21 protein-coding genes, 1 tRNA gene and 3 pseudogenes are annotated in these 23,621 nt (G+C 65.9%); 15 read left to right on the plus strand and 10 right to left on the minus strand.

Annotation, left to right across the window (positions count from 1 at the left end; genetic code table 11):
• Window positions 1–111 precede the first annotated feature (111 nt).
• The 5 genes and pseudogenes from KW83_RS13095 to KW83_RS20645 all read right to left on the minus strand — a co-directional run bounded on the left by KW83_RS13095 (window position 112) and on the right by KW83_RS20645 (window position 3,938).
• Window positions 112–1,182 (minus strand): LacI family DNA-binding transcriptional regulator, encoded by a 1,071-nt coding sequence (locus KW83_RS13095; RefSeq protein ID WP_235191426.1) that lies wholly within the window; start codon window positions 1,180–1,182, stop codon window positions 112–114.
• A gap of 285 nt (window positions 1,183–1,467) precedes the next feature.
• Window positions 1,468–1,695 (minus strand): annotated as a pseudogene (locus tag KW83_RS13100) (IS5/IS1182 family transposase); the annotation flags it as partial.
• Between the two features lie 5 nt (window positions 1,696–1,700).
• A pseudogene (locus tag KW83_RS21975) lies at window positions 1,701–1,796 on the minus strand (IS5/IS1182 family transposase); the annotation flags it as partial.
• Window positions 1,793–3,115, minus strand: a complete 1,323-nt coding sequence (locus KW83_RS13105) for a hypothetical protein (protein ID WP_036179590.1) — start codon at window positions 3,113–3,115, stop codon at window positions 1,793–1,795. The pseudogene KW83_RS21975 and the gene KW83_RS13105, both read right to left, overlap by 4 nt.
• Before the next feature lie 235 nt (window positions 3,116–3,350).
• Window positions 3,351–3,938: a hypothetical protein gene (locus tag KW83_RS20645; RefSeq protein ID WP_161785501.1), complete on the minus strand. Its 588-nt coding sequence runs from the start codon at window positions 3,936–3,938 to the stop codon at window positions 3,351–3,353.
• 401 nt (window positions 3,939–4,339) lie between these two features.
• Between KW83_RS20645 and KW83_RS13115 the strand changes: the two genes are divergently transcribed.
• From KW83_RS13115 to KW83_RS13125, 3 genes are all read left to right on the plus strand, one after another.
• Window positions 4,340–4,429 (plus strand) — tRNA-Ser (locus KW83_RS13115).
• 388 nt (window positions 4,430–4,817) lie between these two features.
• Entirely contained in the window at window positions 4,818–5,003 is a 186-nt protein-coding gene (locus KW83_RS21180) for a hypothetical protein (protein ID WP_036179596.1), read from the plus strand.
• Between the two features lie 45 nt (window positions 5,004–5,048).
• Complete coding sequence (locus KW83_RS13125) at window positions 5,049–5,981, plus strand: IS5 family transposase (protein WP_036173704.1); 933 nt, start codon at window positions 5,049–5,051, stop codon at window positions 5,979–5,981.
• A 252-nt stretch (window positions 5,982–6,233) separates the two neighbouring features.
• On the opposite strand, the gene KW83_RS13130 is transcribed toward KW83_RS13125, so the two are convergent.
• From KW83_RS13130 to KW83_RS13145, 4 genes are all read right to left on the minus strand, one after another.
• Window positions 6,234–7,208 carry a zinc transporter ZntB gene (locus KW83_RS13130; RefSeq protein WP_036179599.1) on the minus strand — a complete coding sequence of 325 codons (975 nt, stop codon included), beginning with the start codon at window positions 7,206–7,208 and terminating at the stop codon, window positions 6,234–6,236.
• Window positions 7,209–7,367: 159 nt separating this feature from the next.
• Window positions 7,368–8,543, minus strand: coding sequence for an elongation factor Tu (gene tuf, locus KW83_RS13135; protein ID WP_036179602.1), 1,176 nt, complete (start codon window positions 8,541–8,543; stop codon window positions 7,368–7,370).
• A gap of 102 nt (window positions 8,544–8,645) precedes the next feature.
• The gene (locus KW83_RS13140; RefSeq protein ID WP_051928502.1) at window positions 8,646–9,251 is read right to left on the minus strand and encodes a hypothetical protein; all 606 of its coding nucleotides are present in this window, start codon (window positions 9,249–9,251) and stop codon (window positions 8,646–8,648) included.
• A gap of 58 nt (window positions 9,252–9,309) precedes the next feature.
• Window positions 9,310–11,622, minus strand: coding sequence for a DNA topoisomerase IV subunit A (locus tag KW83_RS13145; protein WP_036179605.1), 2,313 nt, complete (start codon window positions 11,620–11,622; stop codon window positions 9,310–9,312).
• Window positions 11,623–11,794: 172 nt separating this feature from the next.
• On the opposite strand from KW83_RS13145, the gene KW83_RS13150 reads away from it, so the two are divergent.
• The 5 genes from KW83_RS13150 to KW83_RS13170 all read left to right on the plus strand — a co-directional run bounded on the left by KW83_RS13150 (window position 11,795) and on the right by KW83_RS13170 (window position 14,882).
• Window positions 11,795–12,247 carry an SH3 domain-containing protein gene (locus tag KW83_RS13150; protein ID WP_161785502.1) on the plus strand — a complete coding sequence of 151 codons (453 nt, stop codon included), beginning with the start codon at window positions 11,795–11,797 and terminating at the stop codon, window positions 12,245–12,247.
• Between the two features lie 61 nt (window positions 12,248–12,308).
• On the plus strand, window positions 12,309–12,515 hold the full coding sequence (locus KW83_RS13155) for a twin transmembrane helix small protein (RefSeq protein WP_036179611.1): 207 nt from the start codon (window positions 12,309–12,311) through the stop codon (window positions 12,513–12,515).
• Window positions 12,516–12,517: 2 nt separating this feature from the next.
• Window positions 12,518–13,090: a cob(I)yrinic acid a,c-diamide adenosyltransferase gene (locus KW83_RS13160; RefSeq protein WP_036179614.1), complete on the plus strand. Its 573-nt coding sequence runs from the start codon at window positions 12,518–12,520 to the stop codon at window positions 13,088–13,090.
• A 104-nt stretch (window positions 13,091–13,194) separates the two neighbouring features.
• Window positions 13,195–13,956, plus strand: a complete 762-nt coding sequence (locus KW83_RS13165) for an electron transfer flavoprotein subunit beta/FixA family protein (protein ID WP_036179617.1) — start codon at window positions 13,195–13,197, stop codon at window positions 13,954–13,956.
• Window positions 13,956–14,882, plus strand: a complete 927-nt coding sequence (locus KW83_RS13170) for an electron transfer flavoprotein subunit alpha/FixB family protein (RefSeq protein WP_036179620.1) — start codon at window positions 13,956–13,958, stop codon at window positions 14,880–14,882. The genes KW83_RS13165 and KW83_RS13170 overlap by 1 nt, the downstream gene beginning before the upstream one ends.
• Window positions 14,883–15,146: 264 nt before the next feature.
• Here the strand turns inward: KW83_RS13170 and KW83_RS20650 are convergent.
• Window positions 15,147–15,266 (minus strand): annotated as a pseudogene (locus tag KW83_RS20650) (IS5/IS1182 family transposase); the annotation flags it as partial.
• Window positions 15,267–15,613: 347 nt separating this feature from the next.
• Here KW83_RS20650 and KW83_RS13175 point away from each other — a divergent pair.
• The 7 genes from KW83_RS13175 (at window position 15,614) to KW83_RS13205 (ending at window position 23,616) form a co-directional block, all read left to right on the plus strand.
• Complete coding sequence (locus KW83_RS13175) at window positions 15,614–16,978, plus strand: EAL domain-containing protein (protein WP_036179623.1); 1,365 nt, start codon at window positions 15,614–15,616, stop codon at window positions 16,976–16,978.
• Window positions 16,979–17,060: 82 nt separating this feature from the next.
• Entirely contained in the window at window positions 17,061–18,854 is a 1,794-nt protein-coding gene (gene yidC, locus KW83_RS13180) for a membrane protein insertase YidC (RefSeq protein ID WP_036179625.1), read from the plus strand.
• Window positions 18,851–19,585 carry an MOSC domain-containing protein gene (locus KW83_RS13185; RefSeq protein WP_036179628.1) on the plus strand — a complete coding sequence of 245 codons (735 nt, stop codon included), beginning with the start codon at window positions 18,851–18,853 and terminating at the stop codon, window positions 19,583–19,585. Before yidC ends, KW83_RS13185 begins: the two co-directional genes overlap by 4 nt.
• Window positions 19,586–19,595: 10 nt before the next feature.
• The gene (gene yihA, locus KW83_RS13190; protein WP_036179739.1) at window positions 19,596–20,240 is read left to right on the plus strand and encodes a ribosome biogenesis GTP-binding protein YihA/YsxC; all 645 of its coding nucleotides are present in this window, start codon (window positions 19,596–19,598) and stop codon (window positions 20,238–20,240) included.
• 100 nt (window positions 20,241–20,340) lie between these two features.
• Window positions 20,341–22,164, plus strand: a complete 1,824-nt coding sequence (locus KW83_RS13195; protein ID WP_036179642.1) for a c-type cytochrome — start codon at window positions 20,341–20,343, stop codon at window positions 22,162–22,164.
• 70 nt (window positions 22,165–22,234) lie between these two features.
• Complete coding sequence (gene argB, locus KW83_RS13200) at window positions 22,235–23,098, plus strand: acetylglutamate kinase (RefSeq protein WP_036179643.1); 864 nt, start codon at window positions 22,235–22,237, stop codon at window positions 23,096–23,098.
• A complete protein-coding gene (locus tag KW83_RS13205; protein ID WP_036179644.1) occupies window positions 23,095–23,616 on the plus strand; it encodes a SixA phosphatase family protein in 522 nt (173 codons plus the stop codon). Before argB ends, KW83_RS13205 begins: the two co-directional genes overlap by 4 nt.
• Window positions 23,617–23,621 lie beyond the last annotated feature (5 nt).

Genomic DNA, 23,621 nt, shown 5'->3' on the forward strand with positions numbered 1-23,621 from the left:
ATTTCCTCCCAGAAATATCTTTTTTACGTGCGGAAATGTTAGACCGCGCAATAACGTTCAGTCAACTAAAATTTTCACTGTCACGCGTCGGAAGTCCGAGTCTCTTGCGGCTCAGGCCGATTCACGCACCTTCAGAGCGCCTGCAAACAACTGAATATGGGGCGATGTTTCGGTATTTTCCCCGCGTATCTTTTTGACCAGAACGTCGATGGCCGCCCGGCCGATGCCGGTCACGTCCTGGGCGATTGTGGTCAGAGCCGGCGTCACGAACGGGCACAACGGATAGCCATCGTGCCCGGCGATTCGCAGGCCGCCCTCCGCGCCCTGTCCGGGACGAAGCCCGTGGCGGGCGGCGGCCCGCAGCGCGCCGATGGCGACACGGTCGTTGACGCAGAGGATCGACCTGTCGGTGAAGGCCCCGCGGGAAAACTGGCCTTCCAGCACCCCCTGGCCATGCGCCTCGAACAGCCAGTCATCCCTGATCGGCTCCGTTCCGATGACCGTCGGCTCATGGCCCAGCTCCTTCATGCGCCCGATATAGGCCTGTTCCCGCGCCATCGCGTTGAAGTTTACGCGCGGCATCGCAAGGAAGGCAGGCGGCTGGCCGACCCGGCACAGATAATCGGTGATCAGGCTGGTGCTCTGCCGGTGGTCCGTCCCCACGAAATCCACGTCCGACATGGACCGCGGACGCGAGTCGACCAGCACGAAGGGCATCCGGGCGTTCAGCCGCTCGTGCACCTCATAGTCGCTGTTGTTGCCCAGCGGCGCGACGAGCGCGCCGTCCACATTCATCGACAGAAACGTCTCCGCCGCGCGTGCCTCGATCGCCGGATCTGAATGGGAGCATTGCACGATGACGGTGTAGCCCCGCCGCATCGCCGCGATCTCTATGGATTCGAGCAGCCGGGTGAAGAAGAGGTCGTTCAGATACGGAATGATCACGCCGATCATTCCCGTGGACTTCCGGTTCATCCGCGTGGCGAAGAAGTTCGGCACGTATTCCACGCGCTCGAGCCCCTGGCGGATGCGCTCGCAGGTCGACGGCTTCAGCCTGGAGGGATCCTGGAAGTACCGCGACAGGGTGGGCCGGGACACGCCGATGGCGACCGACAGCGCCTCCATCGTCGCCATGCGCGGCTTCCGGCCCGGTGTATCGTCGGTGTCGTCGGTGTCGTCCACAGCCCCTCCCGGATCCGGAACCCGCCCCGGCTTTACCTGCGTGACATTCAAGCCCCGCGGCGCGGCGGAAAGCAAGCCATCGGGGCGAAGAGCGCCCCATGCCCCGGACCCGTCGGCAAAGCCTCCGGATTGCCCCCCCAAGGTGCTCCCCGATCCTTAGACAGGATCCGACGGTTTCAAAGCTCCACTCCGGGCCTCCTGATAGTTTTGCCGGAGACTACTCGTGCCGGGGTTTTTGTTGCAGAAAGGCCGCCTGAGGCGTGAGTGTCCCTTTCCCGTTCGGGTTCAGGCCACGCGGACGACCTCGGCGGTGCCGAGCGCGTTGAAGCGATTGATAAGGGCGACACGGATGTGGATTTCGGCGGTCTGGCGGTCTGGGTCTCTCGCGGCGATGCGCTCGCCGAAGGCCTTCAGGCATCGTATCTTGGCCTCCACGCGGCTTCGGGCGTGGTATCCGGTCCACCGCTTCCAAAACGCCCGACCGTAGTGACGCGTGGCGCGCAGGGTTTCGTTGCCTTGTCCAGCCAGATCAGCAGCGACCCGCGCTTCCTGAGCGCATCGTTGTAGGTGGACCAGTTCGTCGTGCGGTAGCGGGCGGGCTTGGGCTTGCTCATGCTGCTCGTCTAAGCGCATGAATTCCCGATGTGAATCCTTTACGGCTAGAGTTCTGCAACAACGCGCGTGAGATGCCATGCTCATTGGTCCGTTTCAGTGAGCCGAAATCGGCGATGAGTTCCCTGGCTTCGGAGAAGAACACGTTCGGCATCGTGAAGAACTTGCGCTGTAGGTCCGCATTTCGAACAAAGCCAAGGCAGCTCTCGCGCCTCATGCGATCCCCTTCCGCTTCCTCGCCGGCTTTGCGACGAAGGTGCGCCGACTTGAAGAATTCCTTGTCGATTTCCGCACGGAACCCTGGACGAAGCCAGTCGAGAAAGGCGAGGACAATGAGCAGGCGATCGCGCCTCGTTTCGCTGTCGCATGCCGGACCCAGCCTGCCAGTCGCGCAAGCGTCGACCAGATCGTGAACGATCACCGACTCCGAGAGCGCTGCTACGTCGAAATCGGCGTCGCTGGCGCCGCCGAGGACGACCAGCCCGTGCCAGAGCCACCGCAGGGCGTTGCGGATGTTCTTCACACGCTCCTCGCCAACACCCTCGGTATCGATCGCCCGCACCTCAGTTCCGAAGGTCACTTCTTTGCGTCCGTGAGCCTGCACCTCGACGTAGCGCGCGATCAGCGCGGCAAATTCGGCGTGCAGGGGAGGTACGACTCTAACTGCGGGACGCGTCAGAGACGGCAGCTCATCGCGACAAGCCGGTGGCAGGAGCTCCTGGGGCACAAGATTGCTCCTGTGGAGCGGGCCAAGCCTGTGCAGACCGAGCGTCACGGCGGCGAGGGTTGCTGGACGCAGCCGCTTTGCCATCGTAACGAAGGCGTCGGTGGTCAGCCTGGAGAGGGGGAGGTTTTCGTGCCTGCATTCCCGCACCAGCGAGCAGACCGCGATCATCTCGTAGTTGCCATAAACGACCGGGGAGCCGCGTTTCCCGGTGAGATGCGCGATCAGCTCTGCGCCTTCATCGTCTTGCGCCCTGAGAGCAATCTCGGCATCGCGTCGCCCGCTGAGCACGTCACAGATTGTGCAGTACTCCTTCAGCGCGCGGTCGTGCCGCGACCGCGACACCGCGTCGAGCTGTGTGTCGAAAAAGTAGAGAACCTCCTCGCGGCTCGAGGGATACTCCTCGGAGGAAGCGAACTCCCCAGAGTCTTGGAAAAGCTTCTTGAGCCTGCTCAGCGCAGCGAGCTTCCTGGGAAGCACGCTGGCGGCCCATGGCCCGCGGTAGGTTTTGTTCCGGAGATCCTGCTTCATTTCGTGCAGGCATGCCTCGATCTCGGGAAAGGTGATTGACGTCGTGTTAAGGAACCCGTCAAGCATAGTATGCTCCTGATTTTGCGTGAATTTCGAAGAGAGAGCTGGCCGCGGTAAGCCGTCGAGAGTGACGCCTAACGCAGGCAAATCGGGGCTGGCGGGCCGGTCTGACGCAGACAGGGTGTTGGCCCCTTGAACCAGGCCCAGCATGATGTCGTCGTCATTTTTGGCCGGATCGGCGCAAGCTGGGACGACCGAATAGCGGTCCGGACGCTGAAAGCGCTCTCGAGAGACAACCGGGTCATTGGCTGGTGCCCTCTCTCGAGGCAAGCCAACGGATGGCGGTTTCAAGATCCGGGCGGAAACGGTGGAGCTTTCCGATCCGGACGGAGACGGCCCGGCCGTCCTTCAAGTGCCGGTAGTAGCTGTCTTCGTGGAGGCTCGGATTGTCGGCCACGCGGGTCTGCCAATCCTTGAACGACAGGAGGTCCGCCTGAAGAATTTTCCGCTGGTCGTCGCTGGCGGAAATCCAATGCGAAAGGGGATCGAGAATTCTCTCGCAGAGAAGGACGTCCGTGAACGGGATGCGCAGATGCTTTTCCGGTCCTGGATCGACGCCATGCGAGCGGAGGATCTTCCGGACCGTGTCTGGCCCAACCTTCCAGCGGCGCTCACAGTCTTTCTTGGTCAGTTCGAATAGCGGAAGGCGTTGAAGGGCACGGGCCAAGACGCGCGTCTGGCTGGCGTTGCGCGCGACCAGGCGCGATAGATCGGCAGCCGTCGTCTCTGGAGCGCAAAGCTTAGAACGAGCGAAATTCGACAGAGACGACCGTGGCCGGGCGGATAGGGAACCGCACGTCCTCGCGCTCGCGGCTTCGATGTGGCTCATCGATTGATCTTGAATTGCGAGCGTCCGTCGATCGGAAGTCGACTGCCGCTTCCCCATCTGGTTCGCTACTGATCTGCGCTGGGCTGCGCTCATGGTTCGACCTCCGTCCTTGACGGGAGGTCGGTCCGCAGCGCGGGAAGCGGAAATCCATGAGCTGCCGACGCCTCGGGATCGCGAGGAAGCGCTGGCACGGAGCCGTCCTGATGCTCGCGGGTTCGCGTTGAGGCTGTACCTCGAGGCGAGAATGCTCCTTCAGGGAGTTGACCAAATCTTGCCCACAACCGGTGCTTCCCGGTGCCTTTCGGTGCCAATTCAAGGGCTTGACACCCCAAACGGTCTGTTCGGCGAACGCGGGAATTTCGCCTTGTAATTCCGAGGCTTGCGCGGCTATACGGGTCGGCGGAGACGTGGCCGAGTGGTCGAAGGCGCTCCCCTGCTAAGGGAGTAGGCGGGAAACCGCCTCGTGGGTTCGAATCCCATCGTCTCCGCCATCATCCCTGTTGCGAACACGGACAGGCGCCCACCGAGGCGCGGAAATAGTCGTGTTTTCAAGGGGCTTTGCCTCCCCCATGCGAACCTCCGAGACTGCACGCAAGGCCCGTTCCGGGCTCTGAACGGCGCTCCGTCTCTGTTCGGGCGAACCTCGTCGAATTCGGTTCGGTCGGATATTTCCTCGCCATTCCAATGCCCTGAGTTTCAACTCCGCCAAAACTTCGGCCCCCGTGTCCATCCCCTTCGAGGGGAACAGAGCCGCAACACGCGAGAGGCGCAGCCGCTGGGTGCGCTGGCCGAATGACGCGTAGCGGTGACGGCGATCTACCAAGACCAACCCCGGAAAGCTTTGATGACAAAAGGACTTCCCGTCCGTAGCCTGGCGCAATGTCGAACGGGCCCTGGACGGACGAAGAGAACGATCTGATCGTCGCGGATTACTTCGCGATGCTGGTCGATGATCTCGCGGGGAAACCCCTGAACAAGGCGGCATCATATCGACAGCTTGCAGACCGGATCGATCGGTCCGCAAAGGCAATCGAATACAAGCACGGCGTTGTTGCAGAACTCTAGCCGTAAAGGATTCACATCGGGAATTCATGCGCTTAGACGAGCAGCATGAGCAAGCCCAAGCCCGCCCGCTACCGCACGACGAACTGGTCCACCTACAACGATGCGCTCAGGAAGCGCGGGTCGCTGCTGATCTGGCTGGACAAGGAGATGACCTGGCACGCGCCGCATGAGGGACGCCCGGGGCGCCCCCCGGTCTTTTCGAATGCCGCGATACAGTTCTGCCTATCGATCAAGGTTCTGTTCAAGTTGCCGCTCAGACAGACTGCCGGGATGGTCGCCAGTCTGCTGCGACTCGCGGGGCTGGACTGGCCCGTTCCGGACTACTCGACCCTGTGCCGTAGGCAGAAGACCTTGAAGGTTCAGATCCCCTATCGCCGTGCTGGCGGGCCACTGAACCTGCTGGTTGATAGCACCGGCATCAAGTTCCTCGGCGATGGCGAGTGGCAGGCCCGGAAGCATGGCATTCAGGGTCGCCGCCAATGGCGCAAGGTGCATCTGGCGATGGACACCGCCACCTCGGATATCCTGGCCGTCGAGTTCACCCACAGCCGGGAAGGCGACAGCCCCGTCCTGCCGGACCTGTTGGGCCAGATCCCCGAAGACGAAGACATCGGCACCGTGACCGCGGACGGCGCCTACGACACCCGCCGCTGCCACGGCGCCGTCATCGCACGCGGTGGCACGGCAATCATACCCATCCGAAGGAACGGTCGGGCTTGGAAGGAGGACTGTCCGGCTGCCAAGGCACGCAACGAAACCCTGCGCGCCACGCGTCACTACGGTCGGGCGTTTTGGAAGCGGTGGACCGGATACCACGCCCGAAGCCGCGTGGAGGCCAAGATGCGATGCCTGAAGGCCTTCGGCGAGCGCATCGCCGCGAGAGACCCAGACCGCCAGACCGCCGAAATCCACATCCGTGTCGCCCTTATCAATCGCTTCAACGCGCTCGGCACCGCCGAGGTSGTCCGCGTGGCCTGAACCCGAACGGGAAAGGGACACTCACGCCTCAGGCGGCCTTTCTGCAACAAAACCTCAGTGCGATCCACCGCATCTTGGAGAAATTCGTGCGTCCGTTTCAGCCCCATCGCCCGTCTCCATCGTTGGCGTAAATGCTCTCAACAGGAGCGGCATCAAACCGAGACAGGTCCACATCGGTTACGTCTTCATCGTCGACGGTGCGCTGCTCCACGGCTCGAACGGCATCGCCCTCACCTTCCGCCCGGCAGAGGCCTAGAGAATCCGGTAGCGTCTGAGAAGCGCCAGCGCGACGCCGGTGATGACCGCCAATCCGCCGGCGAACACCCAGAACGCCGGCGGCCAGTTCGTTCCCGGCATCCCCGCGATATTGATGCCCATAAGGCCGGTGAGAAAACTCAACGGCAGGAATACCGCGGAAATCACGCTGAGGACGTAGAGATTGCGATTCAATCGTTCGTTCCGCGCGCTCTCGATCTCATCGCGGATCGCATAAAGCTGCTCGCGCAGGGCCTCCAGCGTCTCTGTCACCCGGGTCAACTGGTCCAGCTGTTCGCCCAGCACGGTCCGATCGGAGTCAGCCAGCCATCCGATTCTCGCCCGCAGGATGTCGGCGACGGCCGTGCGCTGGGGAATGAGGAACCGTCTGAGCTCCGTAAGCTCCAGCCGTTGGCCGGAGACGACAGAGCTTAGCTCTCCGTGCGGGGCGGCGATCGACTGGGCTTCCAGTGCTTCCACGCGGTCGTCCAGATCCGCCACCTGATCCTCGATCAGGTCGGTCAGCGCCTCGACGAGCTGCGCCAGAAACGCCCCGGCATCGGTCGGGCCCTCCCGGCTCTCGACGGCCCCTGCCAGAGCCTCGACCGAGCCAAGCCGCCGGCGCGACAGACTCACGATCCGCGCGGGGTCGATGTAGAGCCGGAGCGACACCATATCCTCGGGATCCTCGCCGTCGTTGACGTTGATGCCGCGCAGGTTCACCAGCAATCCGTCACCGATCCTCAGCGCGCGGGGCCGCGTCTCGGTGTCGGTCAGCGCATCGCGGATCGCCGGGTCGAGATAGGACAGATGGCGGTCGACCCAGGGATCCGCCTCGGGATGGTCGGCGCGCAGATGCAGCCAGGCCGGGGTGTCGGCGTGGAGCGCGTCGGCGATCACGTCGTCATCCTCAAGAAGCCGCCCCTGTTCGGGTCCGCGCAAAGGATAGGCAAAGGCGATATGGTCGGGCATGGCGTCCCGCTGCCAGAACGGTAAAGGGGGCGGCCGGACAAGCCGCCCTCTGGATCTAGGCCATGGTGGGCGCTGGTCATCCCCGGCGCGTCCGCACAGGACCCCGGCGGCTTTTTCGGGTCGCCGGGGTTGCGGTCGGGCTGGCGCCCGGGGCGCGGTCTATTCGATGATCTTCGACACCACCCCGGCGCCGACGGTGCGCCCGCCCTCGCGGATGGCGAAGCGCAGCTTCTCCTCCATGGCGATCGGCGCGATCAGCTCGACCCCGAACGACACGTTGTCGCCCGGCATCACCATCTCGGTGCCCTCGGCCAGCTGCACCGTCCCGGTCACGTCCGTGGTGCGGAAGTAGAACTGCGGCCGGTAGTTGGCGAAGAACGGCGTGTGCCGGCCGCCCTCTTCCTTGGTCAGGATGTAGGCCTCGGCCTCGAACTTGGTGTGCGGCTTGACCGAGCCGGGCTTGCACAGCACCTGGCCGCGCTGGACCCCCTCGCGGTCGATGCCGCGCAGGAGCGCGCCGATGTTGTCGCCCGCCTCGCCCCGGTCCAGAAGCTTGCGGAACATCTCCACGCCCGTGCAGGTCGTGGTCTTGGTGTCGCGGATGCCCACGATCTCGATCGAGTCGCCCACGTTGATCACGCCGCGCTCCACGCGCCCCGTCACCACCGTGCCGCGGCCGGAGATCGAGAACACGTCCTCGACCGGCATCAGGAACGGCTGGTCGATGGCCCGCTCGGGCGTCGGGATGTACTCGTCCACCGCCGCCATCAGCTCGCGGATCGAATTTTCGCCGATCTCCGGGTTCTCGCCGTTCATCGCCGCCAGCGCCGAGCCCTTCACGATCGGAATGTCGTCGCCGGGATACTCGTAGCTCGACAGAAGCTCGCGGATCTCCATCTCGACCAGTTCGAGAAGCTCCTCGTCGTCCACCTGGTCGACCTTGTTCATGTAGACCACCATCGACGGGATGCCGACCTGACGGCCCAGAAGGATGTGCTCGCGCGTTTGCGGCATCGGGCCGTCGGCGGCGTTCACCACCAGGATCGCGCCGTCCATCTGAGCGGCACCCGTGATCATGTTCTTCACGTAATCGGCGTGGCCGGGGCAGTCCACATGGGCGTAGTGCCGCGCGTCGGTCTCGTATTCCACATGCGCCGTCGAGATCGTGATCCCCCGCGCCTTCTCCTCCGGCGCACCGTCGATCTGGTCATAGGCCCGGAAATCGCCGAAATACTTCGTGATCGCAGCCGTCAGCGTCGTCTTGCCGTGGTCAACGTGACCGATCGTCCCGATGTTCACATGCGGCTTGTTACGTTCGAATTTTGCCTTCGCCATGGCCTGGTCAGCCTCATTCGTCTGGGGGCCGAAACGCCGTCGCGGCAGGGCCCGGTTCAACAACGCGCGCTACGTAGCCACGCGCCCCGGGAAAGGCAAGGCTCAGCGGGCCGCCGCGATGGCGTCGCTGCCGATCCGGCGCAGCGTCTCGCGGTCGATGTCCACGCGCGCCCGGCCTGGGCCGCCTTCGAACCAGTCGGGGTGCTCCTTCAGCCAGCGCTCGACCGCCCGGGCGCCCTGCGTGGTCAGGTTGGCAAGCTGCGCCTCGCGGTCCCGCGCGATACCCGAGCCGATCAGCGGGGCGATGTTCTCAAGTCCCTCGAACACCTGGATCCGGTGCGGCGCGTCATTCAGCCGGGTCCCGGTGGCATTGTCGTAGATGTTGATGTCGAACATCAGCACCGATTTCGGGGTGTAGATCAGCGGCACGCCGGGTTGCGCCAGAACGTAGGCCCCGATCGCCACCCCGATGTGGTAGAGTCCGTCGCCGTCGTAGCGCCCCAGGCGCGCCTCGATCGCGCGGGAAAGGGCGGCGGACAGTTCCGCGCCGTCCGCAGGGCGTGAGAACGGGCCGGTCTGGACGTCGTTGGCCTGGACGATGTTGTAGCCCAGGCGGAAGTCGCCCAGTTCCGCCGGACCGTCGTCGGTCGCCGATGCGCAGGCCGACAGAAGCATCAGGCAAAGCCCGGCGGCAACGCGTCGGATCATCCAGAACCCTCCAGGTGGTTGCCCGTGGATAGCGGCTGACGCGCGCCGGGCCAAGCCGTCAGGGAAAGCGGTTGTCGCGGGGAAAGCCGCGCGGCGCCATCCGTCCGGCAGAGGCGCGCTTGCCGACCCATTCGGCCAATTCCGCAGATCCCACGCTTCGGGTCCGGCCTGCCGGATCGGCCCAGGCGAGGCCCTCGGACAGGCCGAACACCCGTGCGTCGGACAGCCCGCCGTCCTTGAACTTCTGCAGCCTGACCCCCTTGCCGCGGCCCATTTCCGGCAGCTCGTCGAGCCGGAATACCAGGAGCTTGCGGTTTTCGCCGACGCTGGCCACGTGGTCGCCTTCGACCGGGCGCACCACCTGCACGACGGCCGGGGCCTTGACGTTCAGCACCTGCTTTCCGGAACGGGTCTGCGCCACGGCCTCATCCTCGGGCAGGATGAAGCCGTCCCCGGCGGAGGAGGCCACCATCAGCCGCCCCCCGGGCCGATGGATCCGTAGCGCGACGATCTGCGCCTCATTCGGCAGGTCCACCATGAGGCGCACCGGCTCACCCATGCCGCGTCCGCCGGGCAGGGCCGTGACGGGAATGGTGTAGAACCGCCCCGTCGAGCCGACGAGCAGCAGCCGGTCCGTGGTTTCGGCGTGAAAGACGAAGCGCGGCCCGTCGCCGTCCTTGAACTTCAGGTCCTGTCCCAGATCCACATGGCCCTTCATGGCGCGGATCCAGCCCATCCGGCTGCACACCACGGTGACGGGTTCGCGGTCGATCATCGCCTCCAGGGGCACGTCCTCGACCACGCCGGCCTTGGCGAATTGCGTCATCCGCGCGCCACGGGGATCGTCGCGGCCGAACTGCTGCCGGGTGGCCTTCAGCTCATCGGAGATCGCGCGCCACTGGAGCCCCTCATCGGCCAGCAGGTCCTCGATCCCGGCGCGTTCGCGCATCAGGGCGTCGCGCTCGCGCTTCAGCTCCAGCTCTTCCAGCCGGCGCAGCGCGCGCAGGCGCATGTTCAGGATCGCCTCGGCCTGGACATCGGAGAGTTCGCCGTCGCCTTCCGTCGGCAGAGGCGAGACGTAGTCGCTTTCGTCGTTGGAGCGTGGCGGGACGTCCGCCCAATTCTGCGCCATGAGCGCGATCTTCGGCTCCGCGTCGTAGCGGATGATCTCGATCACGCGGTCGAGGTTGAGGAACGCGACGATGAACCCTTCGAGCACTTCCAGCCGGTGGTCGATCTTGCCCAGTCGGAACCGCTTGCGGCGCAAAAGCACCTGCTGGCGATGGTCGAGAAACGCGCGCAGCACCTCCTTGAGCGAGCAGACGCGGGGCGTGCGCCCGTCGATCAGCACGTTCATGTTGAGCGCGAAGCGGGTTTCCAGGTCCGACTGGCGGAACAGCATGTTCATCAGCACATCCGGATCGACCGAGCGCGCGCGCGGCTCCAGCACCAGGCGGATGTCCTCGGCGCTCTCGTCGCGCACATCGGCCAGGATCGGCAGCTTCTTGGAGGCGATGAGATCCGCGATCCGCTCGACCAGCTTGGACTTGGCCACCTGATACGGGATCTCGGTTACGACGATCTGCCACTGGCCCCGGCCCAGGTCCTCCTGCTGCCATTTCGCCCGGACCCGGAAGCCGCCGCGCCCGGTGCGATAGGCCTCTGCCATGCTCTCGGGTGTCTCCACGATCACCCCGCCAGTGGGAAAATCGGGTCCCTTGACGTGGTTCAGAAGCGTGTCGTCGCGCGCGTCCGGCGACTTGATGAGATGCAGGCAGGCGTCGATGAGTTCGACGATGTTGTGTGGCGGAATGTTGGTGGCCATGCCCACGGCAATGCCGCTGGAGCCATTGGCCAGCAGGTTCGGGAAGGCCGCCGGCAGGACGATGGGCTCTTCCAGCGTGCCGTCGTAATTGGGACGGAAATCGACGGCATCCTCATCCAGACCGGCTAGCAGCGCCTCGGCCGCGGCGGTCATGCGCGCCTCGGTGTAGCGGGAGGCGGCGGGGTTGTCGCCGTCGATGTTGCCGAAGTTTCCCTGCCCGTCCACCAGCGGATAGCGGATCGTGAAATCCTGGGCCAGCCGCGCCATGGCGTCGTAGATCGCCGAGTCTCCGTGCGGGTGGTAATTGCCCATCACGTCGCCGGAAATCTTCGCGGATTTGCGATAGCCACCGGTGGAACCCAGGCGCAGCTCACGCATGGCGTAGAGAATCCGCCGGTGGACAGGTTTCAGCCCGTCGCGCGCGTCCGGCAGCGCGCGGTGCATGATCGTCGACAGCGCATAGGTCAGGTAGCGGTCGCCGATGGCCCGGCCCAGGGATTCCGACAGTTCGGCCGTAGGATCGTCGTCGTCGGTTACATCGCTCATGGGGGCGCAATAGCCGCGCGGCGCGGGTGGGTAAACGCCAATCCGGAGTAGGCAGCGAACCTTTCGGCTAGGGCCGCGTTCACATCGCGTAAGTGATTTGCGTGGAAAACCGGGATATCCGGAGCAAGATGCGCGGCTGAGTCGGGAGGGTACATTGATTCGTTTGACGCTTTTGCTGCTCGCCGGGATCGCCGTCACCCTGTCTGTCGCGGGGCGCGATTTGCCTGAAACGGCTGCGACCGACACCGCCGCCGTCACGCGCAAGCAGACCGATCCGCCAACCGCTCCATCTGGCCGCCTGGCTCTGGACGATGAAGCCGGCGCGATCGAGCGTGCGCTGAATGCCGCGAAAACGATCCAGCCGGCCACCGTCCAGCCCGCCGCGGTGCAAACCACCCCAACCGAAGACGTCAGGTCCGAAAGCGGCGCCGTACGCGCCACCGTCAACGCGGAACGGGTCAACCTGCGCACAGGTCCGTCCACGTCCAATTCGGTCATCGATCAGGTCGTGCGCGACCAGACTGTAGAGATACTCGGCGCACAGGACGACTGGGCGCGGATCCGCGTGACCCAGACCGGCCTGGAGGCATGGATATTCGGCCGCTTCCTGACGCCGCAGGGCTGAGCCTTCGCTTTTCGGCGCGTCCGCGCTAGGTCGGGCGCGACCCGTCGCGAAGGACATGTCCATGCTCACCGACCCGCTTTTCCTGCTCGTCGTCGTCGCCTGCCTTGCGGTGGCTGTGATCCTGCTGATGGGGATTTCCGGCTTCGGCAAGGCGGGCGAGGCGAACTCCAGACGATCGAACCTGTTCATGCGCTACCGCATCTATGCCCAGGCGATCGCCATCGTCCTGATCCTTGTCTTCGTCTTTTTCCGCCGCACGGGGGGCTGAACATGGTCGTTCTCTCGAAGATCTACACCCGGACCGGCGACGGCGGACAGACCGCCCTCGGCGACGGTACCCGCGTGTCCAAGACGAATCTGAGGGTCGAGGCCTACGGCACCGTGGACGAGGCGAATGCCGCCTTCGGACTGGCCCGCCTTCACGCCGGCGGCGACCTTGCCCGGCAGATCGAGCGGATCCAGAACGACCTGTTCGACCTGGGCGCGGATCTCTGCCGGCCCGACATCGACAAGGACGCAGAGGCCGACTATCCGCCGCTGCGCATGGCGCCCGAACAGACCGCGCGGCTGGAGGCGGAGATCGACGCCATGAACGAACGGCTGGAGACTTTGCGTTCTTTCATCCTGCCGGGCGGCTCGGCCCTGGCCGCACACCTGCACCTCTGCCGCACGGTGACGCGCCGGGCAGAGCGGCGGGTTCAGGCCCTGGCCGGTGAGGATGCCATGAATCCGGCCGCCCTGACCTACCTCAACCGTCTGTCGGACTGGTGCTTCTGCGCGGCGCGCATCGCCAACGATGACGGGCGGTCCGACATCCTGTGGACCCCGGGCGCGAACCGCTGAGCGCCGGGACGCGGCGTCGTTCCGCCAGGGGCCGTGCGGATTTCCCCTGTCGGTGGCGGCCGTGCCGCGCTAGGTCTCGGACCTGAGTGTATTAGGAGGACGACATGAAAGTTCTGGTCCCCGTCAAGCGCGTGATCGATTACAACGTCAAGGTCCGCGTCAAGGGCGACGGCAGCGGGGTGGACCTCGCCAATGTCAAGATGAGCATGAACCCGTTCGATGAGATCGCCTGCGAAGCGGCGATCCGCATGAAGGAATCCGGCGCGGTCGAAGAGGTCATCGCCGTGTCCATCGGCGTGAAGCAGGCGCAGGAGACTCTGCGGACCGCCCTGGCGATGGGCTGCGACCGCGCGATCCTGATCGTCGCCACCGACGACGTCCACACCGATATCGAGCCTCTGGCCGTCGCCAAGCTTCTGAAGGCCGTGGTGGACGCGGAAGAGCCGGGGCTGGTGATCTGCGGCAAGCAGGCCATCGACAACGACATGAACGCCACCGGCCAGATGCTTTCGGCGCTGCTGGGCTGGAGCCAGGCCACCTTCGCCTCGAAGATCGACATCGACGGCGACCACGCCACCGTCAAGCGTGAGGTCGATGGCGGGATGCAGTCGATCAAGGTCAAGATGCCTGCCGTGATCTCGGTGGACCTGCGCCTGAACGAGCCGCGCTACGCCTCCCTGCCGAATATCATGAAGGCCAAGAAAAAGCCGCTCGACGAAAAGACGCCGGAGGACTACGGCGTCGATGTCTCTCCCCGGCTGGAGGTCGTCAAGACGGCCGAGCCGCCGGAGCGAGACGCCGGCATCATCGTCAAGTCGGTGGACGAATTGCTGGACAAGCTCAAGAACGAAGCGGGGGTGATCTGATGGCTGTCCTTCTTCTGGCCGAAGTCGACAACGGCGAACTCAACCTGGACGCCACCGCCAAGGCGGTCACGGCGGTCAAGCCGTTGGGCGATGTGCATGTACTCTGCGCCGGCGCCAAGGCGGCCGCCGCCGGTGAGACCGCGGCGACCATCGACGGCGTGGCCAAGGTCCTCGTCGCCGAGGACGCGCAATACGGACACCGGCTGGCAGAGCCGACGGCCAAGCTGCTGGTGGACCTGGCGGGGGATTACGACCACATCGCCGCGCCTGCGACCACGGATGCCAAGAACATCCTGCCCCGCGCCGCAGCACTTCTGGATGTCATGATCCTCACCGACGTTTCCGGCGTCATCGATGCCGACACGTTCGAACGCCCGATCTACGCCGGCAACGCGGTCCAGACGGTGAAATCGCGGGACTCGAAGAAAGTGCTGTCGATCCGGACCTCGACTTTCGACGCCGCCGGGACCGGCAATTCCGCCCCCGTCGAAACCGTTACCCCCGCAGAGGCCCCCGGCCTCAGCGAATGGGTCGAAGACCACGTGGCCGAAAGCGACCGGCCCGACCTGACGTCGGCCGGGATCGTCGTCTCTGGCGGCCGCGGCGTCGGATCCGAAGAGGACTTCAAGCTCATCGAGAACCTGGCCGACAAGCTGGGGGCGGCGATCGGCGCCTCTCGTGCCGCGGTCGACTCAGGCTACGCGCCGAACGATTGGCAGGTCGGTCAGACCGGCAAGGTCGTCGCCCCGGACCTCTACATCGCCTGCGGCATCTCAGGAGCGATCCAGCACCTTGCCGGCATGAAGGACAGCAAGGTGATCGTGGCCATCAACAAGGATGAGGAAGCGCCGATCTTCCAGGTCGCCGATTACGGACTTGTCGCCGACCTGTTCGATGCCATTCCGGAATTGAACGAGAAACTCTGACCTGAGACTCTTCCTCAAAGCCCGCCCCGCCGGGGATGCAATCGGCACAGTAAGAGGCTGATGGTGGAGTGCATTTCGGTGACTGCACCGGAAGGACCTTTGGGATTTCACGGTTCCTTGCGGCAGGCGCCGACGGGTCGACGGAAGGTCGGGCTGCGCTTTTCGCTGGACGGACCCGATCAGCCGTCTGCGATGGGTAGGCCAGGCGCGGTGAGCCGTTCCGAACCGCGACAAGGGGAGCTATCTCAGCGGTTTAGCAGGCTACATCCTTGTCTCCGCGCGACTTCGGTAGTGGTATCGGCTCCAGTTTTGCCAGATCGTGCGGCCGAGGTATCCTGATGCTCGCGGCACCTCGTCTCGCGCGATTGCGCCCGCTTTGGATGGCGTCGGGGCGTGGCGTTCCTGCGAACGATGACGGCATGCAAACTCGATCCGATCACGGCGCTTTTGGGCGTCTCGGGCATCGTCTGCGGTAACGCCGCAAAAGTCCCAATCTTCCGACCGCAGGCCCGCCACCCGTGTGCCTTCCGGTGATCTCGATAGAGCGGACCTTCGGAATGTCGGCCTGCTCATGCATCCCGGTAGCCACACCGGACTCGCGAGGCGACCCGCTCAGGATCTGCGCACCAGAGGCCCGATCAGCCCGCAAAGTCCAAAGGCCATTCTGTTCACTTAACGTTCCAGTCATCGCGGTGCGCTATGGGTACCTTGAACGGAAAGGGAACTGCGGCATGGATCGGATTCGCGCGCACTGGATCACTCTGGCCCCGACGGGCGTGGCGGTCGTCGCCATCGGGCAGTTGTCGGCCGTCGCTCCACCGGTGGCGCTGGTGCTGGCGCTCGCCCTGGCCGGCGTGGGGCTGGTCGCGGCGATGCGGGCGCGGGCCGAAGCCGCCCGGGCAGCGTTTCTTGTGCGGCTTGCCGGCGGCGCGCCCGCCACGATGGCCTGTGTGGTCCTGCGGGCGGACGCGCCCGGCTGGCGGCGGTTTCGAGCCCCCCGCAGGCTGGACGACGCGGCGGTCGCAAACCTGGGGGGCGGACGTCTTGGCGTGGCCCTTGCCCATGGCGGCGGCGTGGGGGGGCTGGTGGCGGCGGCCTGCCGCCTTCAGGCAACCGCAGAGGCAGCTTTCGGCGGTCGCACCGTGTCGCTGGGGATCGCCTCCTGCCGCCTGTCCGCATCCGGCCACACAACACTGGAGGTCGCGACGCAGGCACTTGCCCGCAGATCCGGCCCATCGGCCATAGAGCTTGCGCAGGGCGATCCGGAGGCGGACGCCACCGCGCGCATCGCCCGCGCCATTCCCGATCCCGCCGCAAGCTCACTCTTCGAGATGTGGGGGGAACCCGTGGTCTGCGGAGACACCGGGCGGCTGCTGTCGGTTGAGCTGCACCCCCGCTGGAGCGATCCTGCCCTGGGCACCCTGACCGCCCGCGACCTGGCACCGGCGCTGACCGCCGACAGCCAGTGGCACGACCTTGCTCTGCGCACGCTGGAGTCGGGAATCCACCTTCTGGACAGTCTCTCCGCACGAGGTCTTGCCCCACTGCCGCTGACGCTGACGCTTCCCGCAGCCATCGGCCGCTGCGACAGGTTCGAACAGCGCCTGGCCTTCGCGCTCGACCGGGCCGATCTGCACCCCGGGGCACTGCGCATCCGCCTGGATCCCGGCCTGGACGCTGCGGAAGATCGGGGGGCGGTCGCGGCAGACGCCCATATGCGCCCCGGTTGCCCGCTGATCCACGACGCCGCGGCCACCTCTGTGGCCGAGCGGATCGCGATCCCCGCCGCACTGACCCGCGGCATCGACAGCGACCACGCCCGCCGCAGGCTCGTGTCGGGGATCCTCAAAGCGGCCGAGGCGCGAGGCGCTGAGACCGTCGCCATGGGCCTGACGCGGCCGGAAGAGGCCGCACTGATGGCGCAGTTCGGCTGCACCGCGCTCCATGGGCCGGCAATCGCCCGCGCCATGCCGGCCCCGCGGTTGGCGGGGTGGATCGCCGCCCGCGCCGGCGCGGCGGCCCAGGGTCCCTGGGTTGTGCCCGCCGATCCCGGCGCGCTGCCCGCGGCCGGTCAGGCCCGGCGCAAGCACGGCTGAACCGGCCCGAAACGCCTTGACCTCTTGCGCCGTCGCCTGTTGAACACCCGCGACGTCTGACGGGCCGGAGAGGCAGAATTTCATGGACGACCAGAACAAGAACCTGATCCTCGCCATCGTGATGAGCGCCTTGGTGATCCTCGTCTGGTCGATCATGTTCCCGCCCGCCCCCGCTCCCACGTCCGACCCGGCCCAGGTGGAGACGGTCGCAGGCCCGGATGGCCGCGCCGCCGACCCCGCCGCCCCGGCGGCACCCACCGGAGAAGGCACCGCATCGCCCGTGGCCGCCGACGTTCCACGCGTGCCCATCGACACGCCGGCGCTTTCCGGCGCGATCGCAACCGAAGGCGGGCGCATCGACCAACTGTCGCTCAAGCGCTACCGCACCGAAGTCGATCCGGACTCGCCCATCGTGGACCTTCTGAACCCGGTGGGCACCAGCAGCCCCTATTACGCCCTCTTCGGCTGGGCGCCGGGCGGATCGCTCGACTACGCCGATGTGCCCGGCGCCAACACCCCCTGGCGGCTTGAGGACGGGGAGACGCTGTCAGTCGACAGCCCCGTGACGCTCAGCTGGGACAACGGCGCGGGACTGACGTTCCGCCGCACGATCTCGGTGGATGAGGAGTACATGTTCACCATCCGGCAGTCGGTCGAGAACGCGACCGACGCCGCGGTGCGCCTGGCGCCCTACGGAACCGTTGCCCGCACCGGCGAGATGGACCTGGCCGGGTTTTTCATCCTGCACGAAGGCGTCGTGCGCATGTCCGACGGCCAGTTGCAGGAACTCTCCTACGACGACCTGCCGGATCTGGACCAGGTGGCCCGCGAAGGCGCGCCCGCCGATGTCATAGAGGTGGCCCAGGACGGTTGGATCGGCTTTACCGACAAGTACTGGATGACCACCCTCATTCCCGACCCCGGCTCGGCCTTCACCTCGGTCGCGAAATATGCCCAGGGCGATCTCTACCAGACCGAGGCACGCCTGCCGACCATGGAGGTCGCGCCCGGCGCCACCGAAGAGACCCAGATGCGCCTTTTCGCCGGCGCCAAGGAATGGGAGGCGATCCTGGGATACCAGGAACAGGGGATCGAGGGGTTCGTCGACTCCATCGACTGGGGCTGGTTCTTCTTCCTGACCAAGCCGATCTTCGTGGTCCTGCACTGGCTCAACGGTCTGATCGGCAACATGGGCTGGTCGATCATCGTGCTCACGCTGGGGATCAAGGCGCTGCTCTTCCCGCTGGCCTACAAGTCCTACGTCTCGATGGCCAAGATGAAGGAACTTCAGCCCGAGATGGAGAAGATGAAGGAAAAGGCCGGTGACGATCGCCAGAAGCTCCAGCAGGGGATGATGGAGCTCTACAAGAAGAACAAGGTGAACCCCGCCGCCGGCTGTCTGCCGATCCTGATGCAGATCCCGATCTTCTTCTCGCTCTACAAGGTGATCTTTGTCACGATCGAACTCCGGCACGCGCCGTGGTTCGGCTGGATCCGCGATCTGTCGGCCCCCGATCCGTCTTCGATCCTGAACCTGTTCGGCCTGCTGCCGTTCGCCCCGCCGGACCCGTCGTCGATCTTCGCGATCCTGTCGCTGGGCGTCCTGCCGATCCTGCTGGGCATCTCCATGTGGCTCCAGCAAAAGCTGAACCCCGCCCCGGCGGATCCGACCCAGGCGATGATCTTCGCCTGGATGCCCTGGGTGTTCATGTTCATGCTGGGTCAGTTCGCCAGCGGCCTCGTGCTCTACTGGATCGCCAACAACACCATCACCTTTACCCAGCAATATGCGATCATGCGCAGTCAGGGCTACAAGCCAGACGTGCTGGGCAACATCCTGCGAACCTTCAAGCGGGACAAGTCCGCGGCGAAATGAGGCTGGAGGGAATCCGCCGGTATCCGGTCAAGGGCATCGGCCGCGAGGCGCTGCGAACCGTGACCCTTGCGCCCGATGCACCTCTGCCCGGAGACCGCGCCTGGGCCGTGACCCATGCCGGCTGTCCTGAAGGCGAAGGATGGCGGCCCAGGGGCAACTTTCTGGTGGTTGCCTCCGGTCCAGATCTCGCCGCGGTCGAGGCGACGAGCGACGGCGACCGCGTGGCGCTCACCCATCCCGACCGGCCGGAGGCCGCGTTCGACCTGCCCGGCGACGCCGCGCGGCTGATCGACTGGGTCCGCCCGCTCTGGCCAGAGACCCGCCCTGCGCCCGCGGACCTGCGCCGGGCGCCGGAATCGACGGGGATGCCCGACAACGGCATCGCCAGCCTGTCGGTCCTGACGCGCCGCTCGCTCGACGCGCTGTCCGACGCGGCCGGCGCGGCGCTGGACGTCGCGCGCTTCCGGGGCAACCTGATCCTCGACGGCGCGGTGGCGTGGGAAGAGTTCGGATGGGTCGGCAAGCGCCTGCGCGTCGGCGCCGCGACGCTGGAGGTCATCGAGCCCATCGGCCGCTGCCGCGCGACAGAGGCCAATCCGCTGAACGGCCGGCGCGACGTCAACATCCTGGCCCTTTTGCGGGACCGTTTCGGACACACGGATTTCGGCGTTTACGCACGTGTGGTCGACGGCGGCCGGATCGCCGTCGGCGACGCCGCGGCCCTGTCCTGACGCAGCGCCCGTGCCCCTGCCCTTTCCCCTCAGCGACCCTGACGCCGAAGAGCTTTCGGCCGGCACGGCACTGTTCCGAAAGGAAACGGAGTTCCTCAAGGGCGTCGTCGCCATGGACGGCCTGCCGCCCGACGACCGGGCTGAAATCTGCTTTGCCGGACGCTCGAACGTCGGTAAGTCCAGCCTCATCAACGCCCTGACCGGCCGCCGCAATATCGCCCGCGCATCGAACACGCCAGGCCGCACGCAAGAGATCAACTTTTTCACCCTCGGGCCGCTCTATCTGGTCGACCTGCCCGGCTACGGTTTCGCCAACGCGCCGGTGGAGGTGGTCCGCGGCTGGCAGAAACTGATGAAATCCTATCTTTCGGGCCGCGCGACCCTGCGCCGCGCCTTCCTGCTGATCGACCATCGCCATGGCGCCAAACCGGTGGACGATGAAATCATGTCCCTTCTGGACAGCGCCGCCGTGCCCTTTCAGGCGGTCATGACGAAGGCCGACAAGGTCCGGCAGGCGGAGCGGGATCGCACGCTCGACCAGCTCCGCGCCACCCTGGCCCGCCATCCCGCCGCGTTTCCAGAGATCGTCGTGACCTCATCCGAAAAAGGCGACGGCATCGACACGCTCCGCGCGGTGATCGCCACCCTCGCCTGAACCGGATCCAAGGGCCGGTTGTCGCAGCGGGTTGCTTTTCAATCGCCGATCCTACTCTACTATATCGCAGACGGGTGAACGGCGCGTGAGTGGAGGCAACATGAAAATTTTCGGTTATTCCCTGAAAAGTCTCATTCCCGGGATCGTCGCCGCCGCCGTGCTGGGCGTGGCCGGCGCATCCGCCGTCTTCGCCTTCGTCATCCTTGGCGGACTGAACCTTGCCGCGACCTGGCCGGATCCCAAGCCGGTCTATTGGGTACTTCACAACACCTTCACGAATTCCGTCGCCTGGCGCGCCCCGGACGAGGTTCCGGTGGATCTGGACGATCCCGGCCGCATCGCGCTTGGCGCCCAGCAATACGTCAACAGCTGCGCCAAGTGCCACGGCGGCCCCGAACTGGGACAGAATCCGCTGGCGCTGGCGATGCGGCCCCGCCCGCAGCATCTTCCCTCCGTTGTCGACCAGTTCACGGATGCCGAACTTTTCTACATCCTGAAATCCGGCGTTCGCATGTCGGCCATGCCGTCCTGGCCCACCGAGGACCGGGATGACGAGATCTGGAACGTGGTCGCCTTCATCCGCAACCTTCCCGACATGTCGGCGCAGTCCTATCTTGCCCTGCTCGAAGACCGTGAGCTTGCCATGCCAGAGCGCGCGGCGGCGATCACCTACGGTGCGCCGGGACCCCGTCTCGACAACGATCTCGGGGCGGAGCGCTATCCTGCCGACGAGTACGCCTATTCCTCTCCCGCGACGGAATGGCGCGACTTCGCGATCCAGGGCGATGTGGTCCAGCGGTGCGCGGCCTGCCACGGCGGCAACGGCGGAGGAGAGGCCACCCTGGGCCGCGCCCCGAACCTGACGGTCCTTTCGGCCGACTACATTACCGAGCAACTCACCGATTATGCCAGCGGGGAGCGGAAGTCCGGGATCATGCAGATCGTCGCGTCGAACCTTTCCCAAGGCCAGCGGGAGGCGCTGGGCAAGTATTACGACGCGCTGCCGGACGTTGCGCCGACCCAGGCCAGCCTTGGCGACCCGCAGATCGGAGAGGACATCGCCACCGGCGGAAAGCTCATGGCCGCGGTTCCGTCCTGCGTGACCTGCCACAACAACGCCGGCGTCGGCGACGACGCCGTGGCCGGATTGGACGTCCCGAACCTTGCCGGGCAATCGGCGCCCTATATCCGCGATCAGCTGCGCCTGTTCGCGGCTGGCGTCCGACAGGGCGGAGCGGCGTGGAAGCCGATGCAGTACATTGCCTCGAACCTTACCGAAGAAGAGATCGACGGCCTTGCCGCATGGTTTTCCCAGCAGGAGCCGGGCGCGCAGATCGAGCGCCGGGACCTGCTGGCAAGCGCCAGACCGTCGGACGCCGCGGGCGTGGTCGAGCAGGTATGCAAGGAATGTCATACCGTGGCGGGGATCGGCAGCCCGTCCGGAGACAAGCCGAACCTGACGCTGCAGAGTCCGGACTACATCCACCAGCAACTGTGGAAATTCCGCGAGGATATACGCCCGAGCTCACAGATGGGCCAGACCGCCACCAAGATCAGCGAACAGGATATCGCCAACGTCGCCGCCTATTTCGGCGCCCTGCCTCCGGTCGCGGTCGTGCGCGATGTCGATGCCGCCTCCGCGCAGAGGGGCGCGGCCATCGCCCAGAACGGGCTGCCCGACGTCGGCGTGCCGTCCTGCGTGACGTGCCACGGCTCCGAACCCACGCAGGAGATCGAGATCCTTCCGCGGCTGAACGGACAGAACTACGCCTATCTCAAGGAGCGGCTCGACCAGTTCGCCGGCGAGCGCGGAGAGAACCTCTATGCTCTGTCGCCGATGAACAAATTCGCATCCCGCATGACCGATGAGCAGCGGGACGATGTCGCGGCGTGGTTCTCGACCCAGGAGCCACTGGCGAAATAGGATCTCCTTCGGTAGGAAAGTCGCGCAGGCTCCGGGGCCTGCGCCTTTCGTCGCGGCCCGAAGGACCCCCATGACCGACACCCACGCGACCGATTGGGCCCAGACCGCCCACACGCTCAGCCAGGCCCTGCCATTCTTCCAGCGCTATGCCGGCGCGACGGTCGTCATCAAGCTGGGCGGCCATGCCATGGGCTCTGACGCGGCGATGCAGAGCTTCGCCCGCGACATCGTGCTGATGAGCCACGTGGGCGTGAACCCCGTGATCGTCCACGGCGGCGGGCCGATGATCAATGCGACGCTGAAGGCGCAGGGCGTCGTGTCGGATTTCGTGAACGGCAAGCGCGTGACCGACGCCCGGACCGTCGAGGTGGTCGAGATGGTCCTGTCCGGTCTTGTCGGCAAGCGCATCGTCTCCGCCATCCAGGCGGTCGGGGGACAGGCCGTGGGGATCTCCGGCAAGGACGCGCGGCTGATGGTCTGCGAACAGACCGACCCCGCGCTGGGGTATGTCGGCACACCGGTGGAGATGAACCCCGGCTTTCTGGAGCGGCTCAAGGACAGCAAGACGATTCCCGTGATCGCACCCATCGGCATGGGCAGGGCAGGAGAGACGTACAACGTGAACGGCGATACCGCCGCAGGTGCCATCGCCGCGGCGTTGAAGGCCGACCGCCTGCTGCTTCTGACCGACGTGGCCGGGGTCAAGGACGCGGAGGGCCGCGTGATCTCTGAGATCACGCCCGACGCGATCCGGGACCTGACCGACGCTGGCGTGATTGCCGGCGGCATGATCCCCAAGACAGAGACCGCGCTGGCGGCCATGGCGGGGGGGGTGCGCGCGGTGGTGATCCTGGACGGGCGCGCGCCGAACGCCTGCCTGCTGGAGCTCTACACCCAGGCCGGGGCAGGCACGCTGATCAGGACCGCGCGATGACCCTGAGGCTGATCCTGACCCGCCATGCCAAATCCGGCTGGGACGATCCCGACCTGGCCGATCATGACCGGCCGCTGAACGCGCGCGGCCGTCGCGCGGCCCCCGCCATCGGCCGGTGGCTGCGCGCGCGCGGCCATGTCCCGACGGCCGCGCTTCTGTCCACGGCGCGCCGTGTGTCGGAAACCTGGGACGCGCTTGGCCTGGAGGCAGATGTGGACACGGTGACGCGCGATTCCCGGCTCTATCTGTCGGCGCCCGAAACGATGCTGGAGGCGCTGGCCGATCAGACCGCGGATCGGGTGATCCTGATCGCCCATAATCCGGGCATGGCGTCCCTTGCCCAGTGGCTGACACGGGATCCGCCCCAGGACGATGCGTTCGAACGCTTTCCCACCTGCGCGACGCTGGTCCTGGACTTCGACGGGGACGGCTGGTCGGAGATCCAGCCGCTGTCCGGTCGGCTGGTGGATTTCATCGTGCCCGGCGCGCTTCTGGACGGGACCGCCCGGAAAGGCTGAGCCGC

It is taken from the genome of Palleronia rufa, assembly GCF_000743715.1.
Classification (GTDB): Bacteria; Pseudomonadota; Alphaproteobacteria; order Rhodobacterales; family Rhodobacteraceae; genus Palleronia; species Palleronia rufa.

Bases quoted from the DNA above. Each gene is read 5' to 3' on its own strand.
- KW83_RS20645 (WP_161785501.1), bottom strand. From the start codon at position 3,938: ATGAGCCACATCGAAGCCGCGAGCGCGAGGACGTGCGGTTCCCTATCC.
- argB (WP_036179643.1), top strand. From the start codon at position 22,235: ATGACCGACACCCACGCGACCGATTGGGCCCAGACCGCCCACACGCTC.
- KW83_RS13155 (WP_036179611.1), top strand. From the start codon at position 12,309: ATGCTCACCGACCCGCTTTTCCTGCTCGTCGTCGTCGCCTGCCTTGCG.
- tuf (WP_036179602.1), bottom strand. From the start codon at position 8,543: ATGGCGAAGGCAAAATTCGAACGTAACAAGCCGCATGTGAACATCGGG.
- KW83_RS13160 (WP_036179614.1), top strand. From the start codon at position 12,518: ATGGTCGTTCTCTCGAAGATCTACACCCGGACCGGCGACGGCGGACAG.
- yidC (WP_036179625.1), top strand. From the start codon at position 17,061: ATGGACGACCAGAACAAGAACCTGATCCTCGCCATCGTGATGAGCGCC.
- KW83_RS13205 (WP_036179644.1), top strand. From the start codon at position 23,095: ATGACCCTGAGGCTGATCCTGACCCGCCATGCCAAATCCGGCTGGGAC.
- KW83_RS21180 (WP_036179596.1), top strand. From the start codon at position 4,818: ATGTCGAACGGGCCCTGGACGGACGAAGAGAACGATCTGATCGTCGCG.
- KW83_RS13185 (WP_036179628.1), top strand. From the start codon at position 18,851: ATGAGGCTGGAGGGAATCCGCCGGTATCCGGTCAAGGGCATCGGCCGC.
- KW83_RS13175 (WP_036179623.1), top strand. From the start codon at position 15,614: ATGGATCGGATTCGCGCGCACTGGATCACTCTGGCCCCGACGGGCGTG.
- KW83_RS13140 (WP_051928502.1), bottom strand. From the start codon at position 9,251: ATGATCCGACGCGTTGCCGCCGGGCTTTGCCTGATGCTTCTGTCGGCC.
- KW83_RS13170 (WP_036179620.1), top strand. From the start codon at position 13,956: ATGGCTGTCCTTCTTCTGGCCGAAGTCGACAACGGCGAACTCAACCTG.
- KW83_RS13195 (WP_036179642.1), top strand. From the start codon at position 20,341: ATGAAAATTTTCGGTTATTCCCTGAAAAGTCTCATTCCCGGGATCGTC.
- KW83_RS13145 (WP_036179605.1), bottom strand. From the start codon at position 11,622: ATGAGCGATGTAACCGACGACGACGATCCTACGGCCGAACTGTCGGAA.
- KW83_RS13105 (WP_036179590.1), bottom strand. From the start codon at position 3,115: ATGCTTGACGGGTTCCTTAACACGACGTCAATCACCTTTCCCGAGATC.
- KW83_RS13165 (WP_036179617.1), top strand. From the start codon at position 13,195: ATGAAAGTTCTGGTCCCCGTCAAGCGCGTGATCGATTACAACGTCAAG.
- KW83_RS13130 (WP_036179599.1), bottom strand. From the start codon at position 7,208: ATGCCCGACCATATCGCCTTTGCCTATCCTTTGCGCGGACCCGAACAG.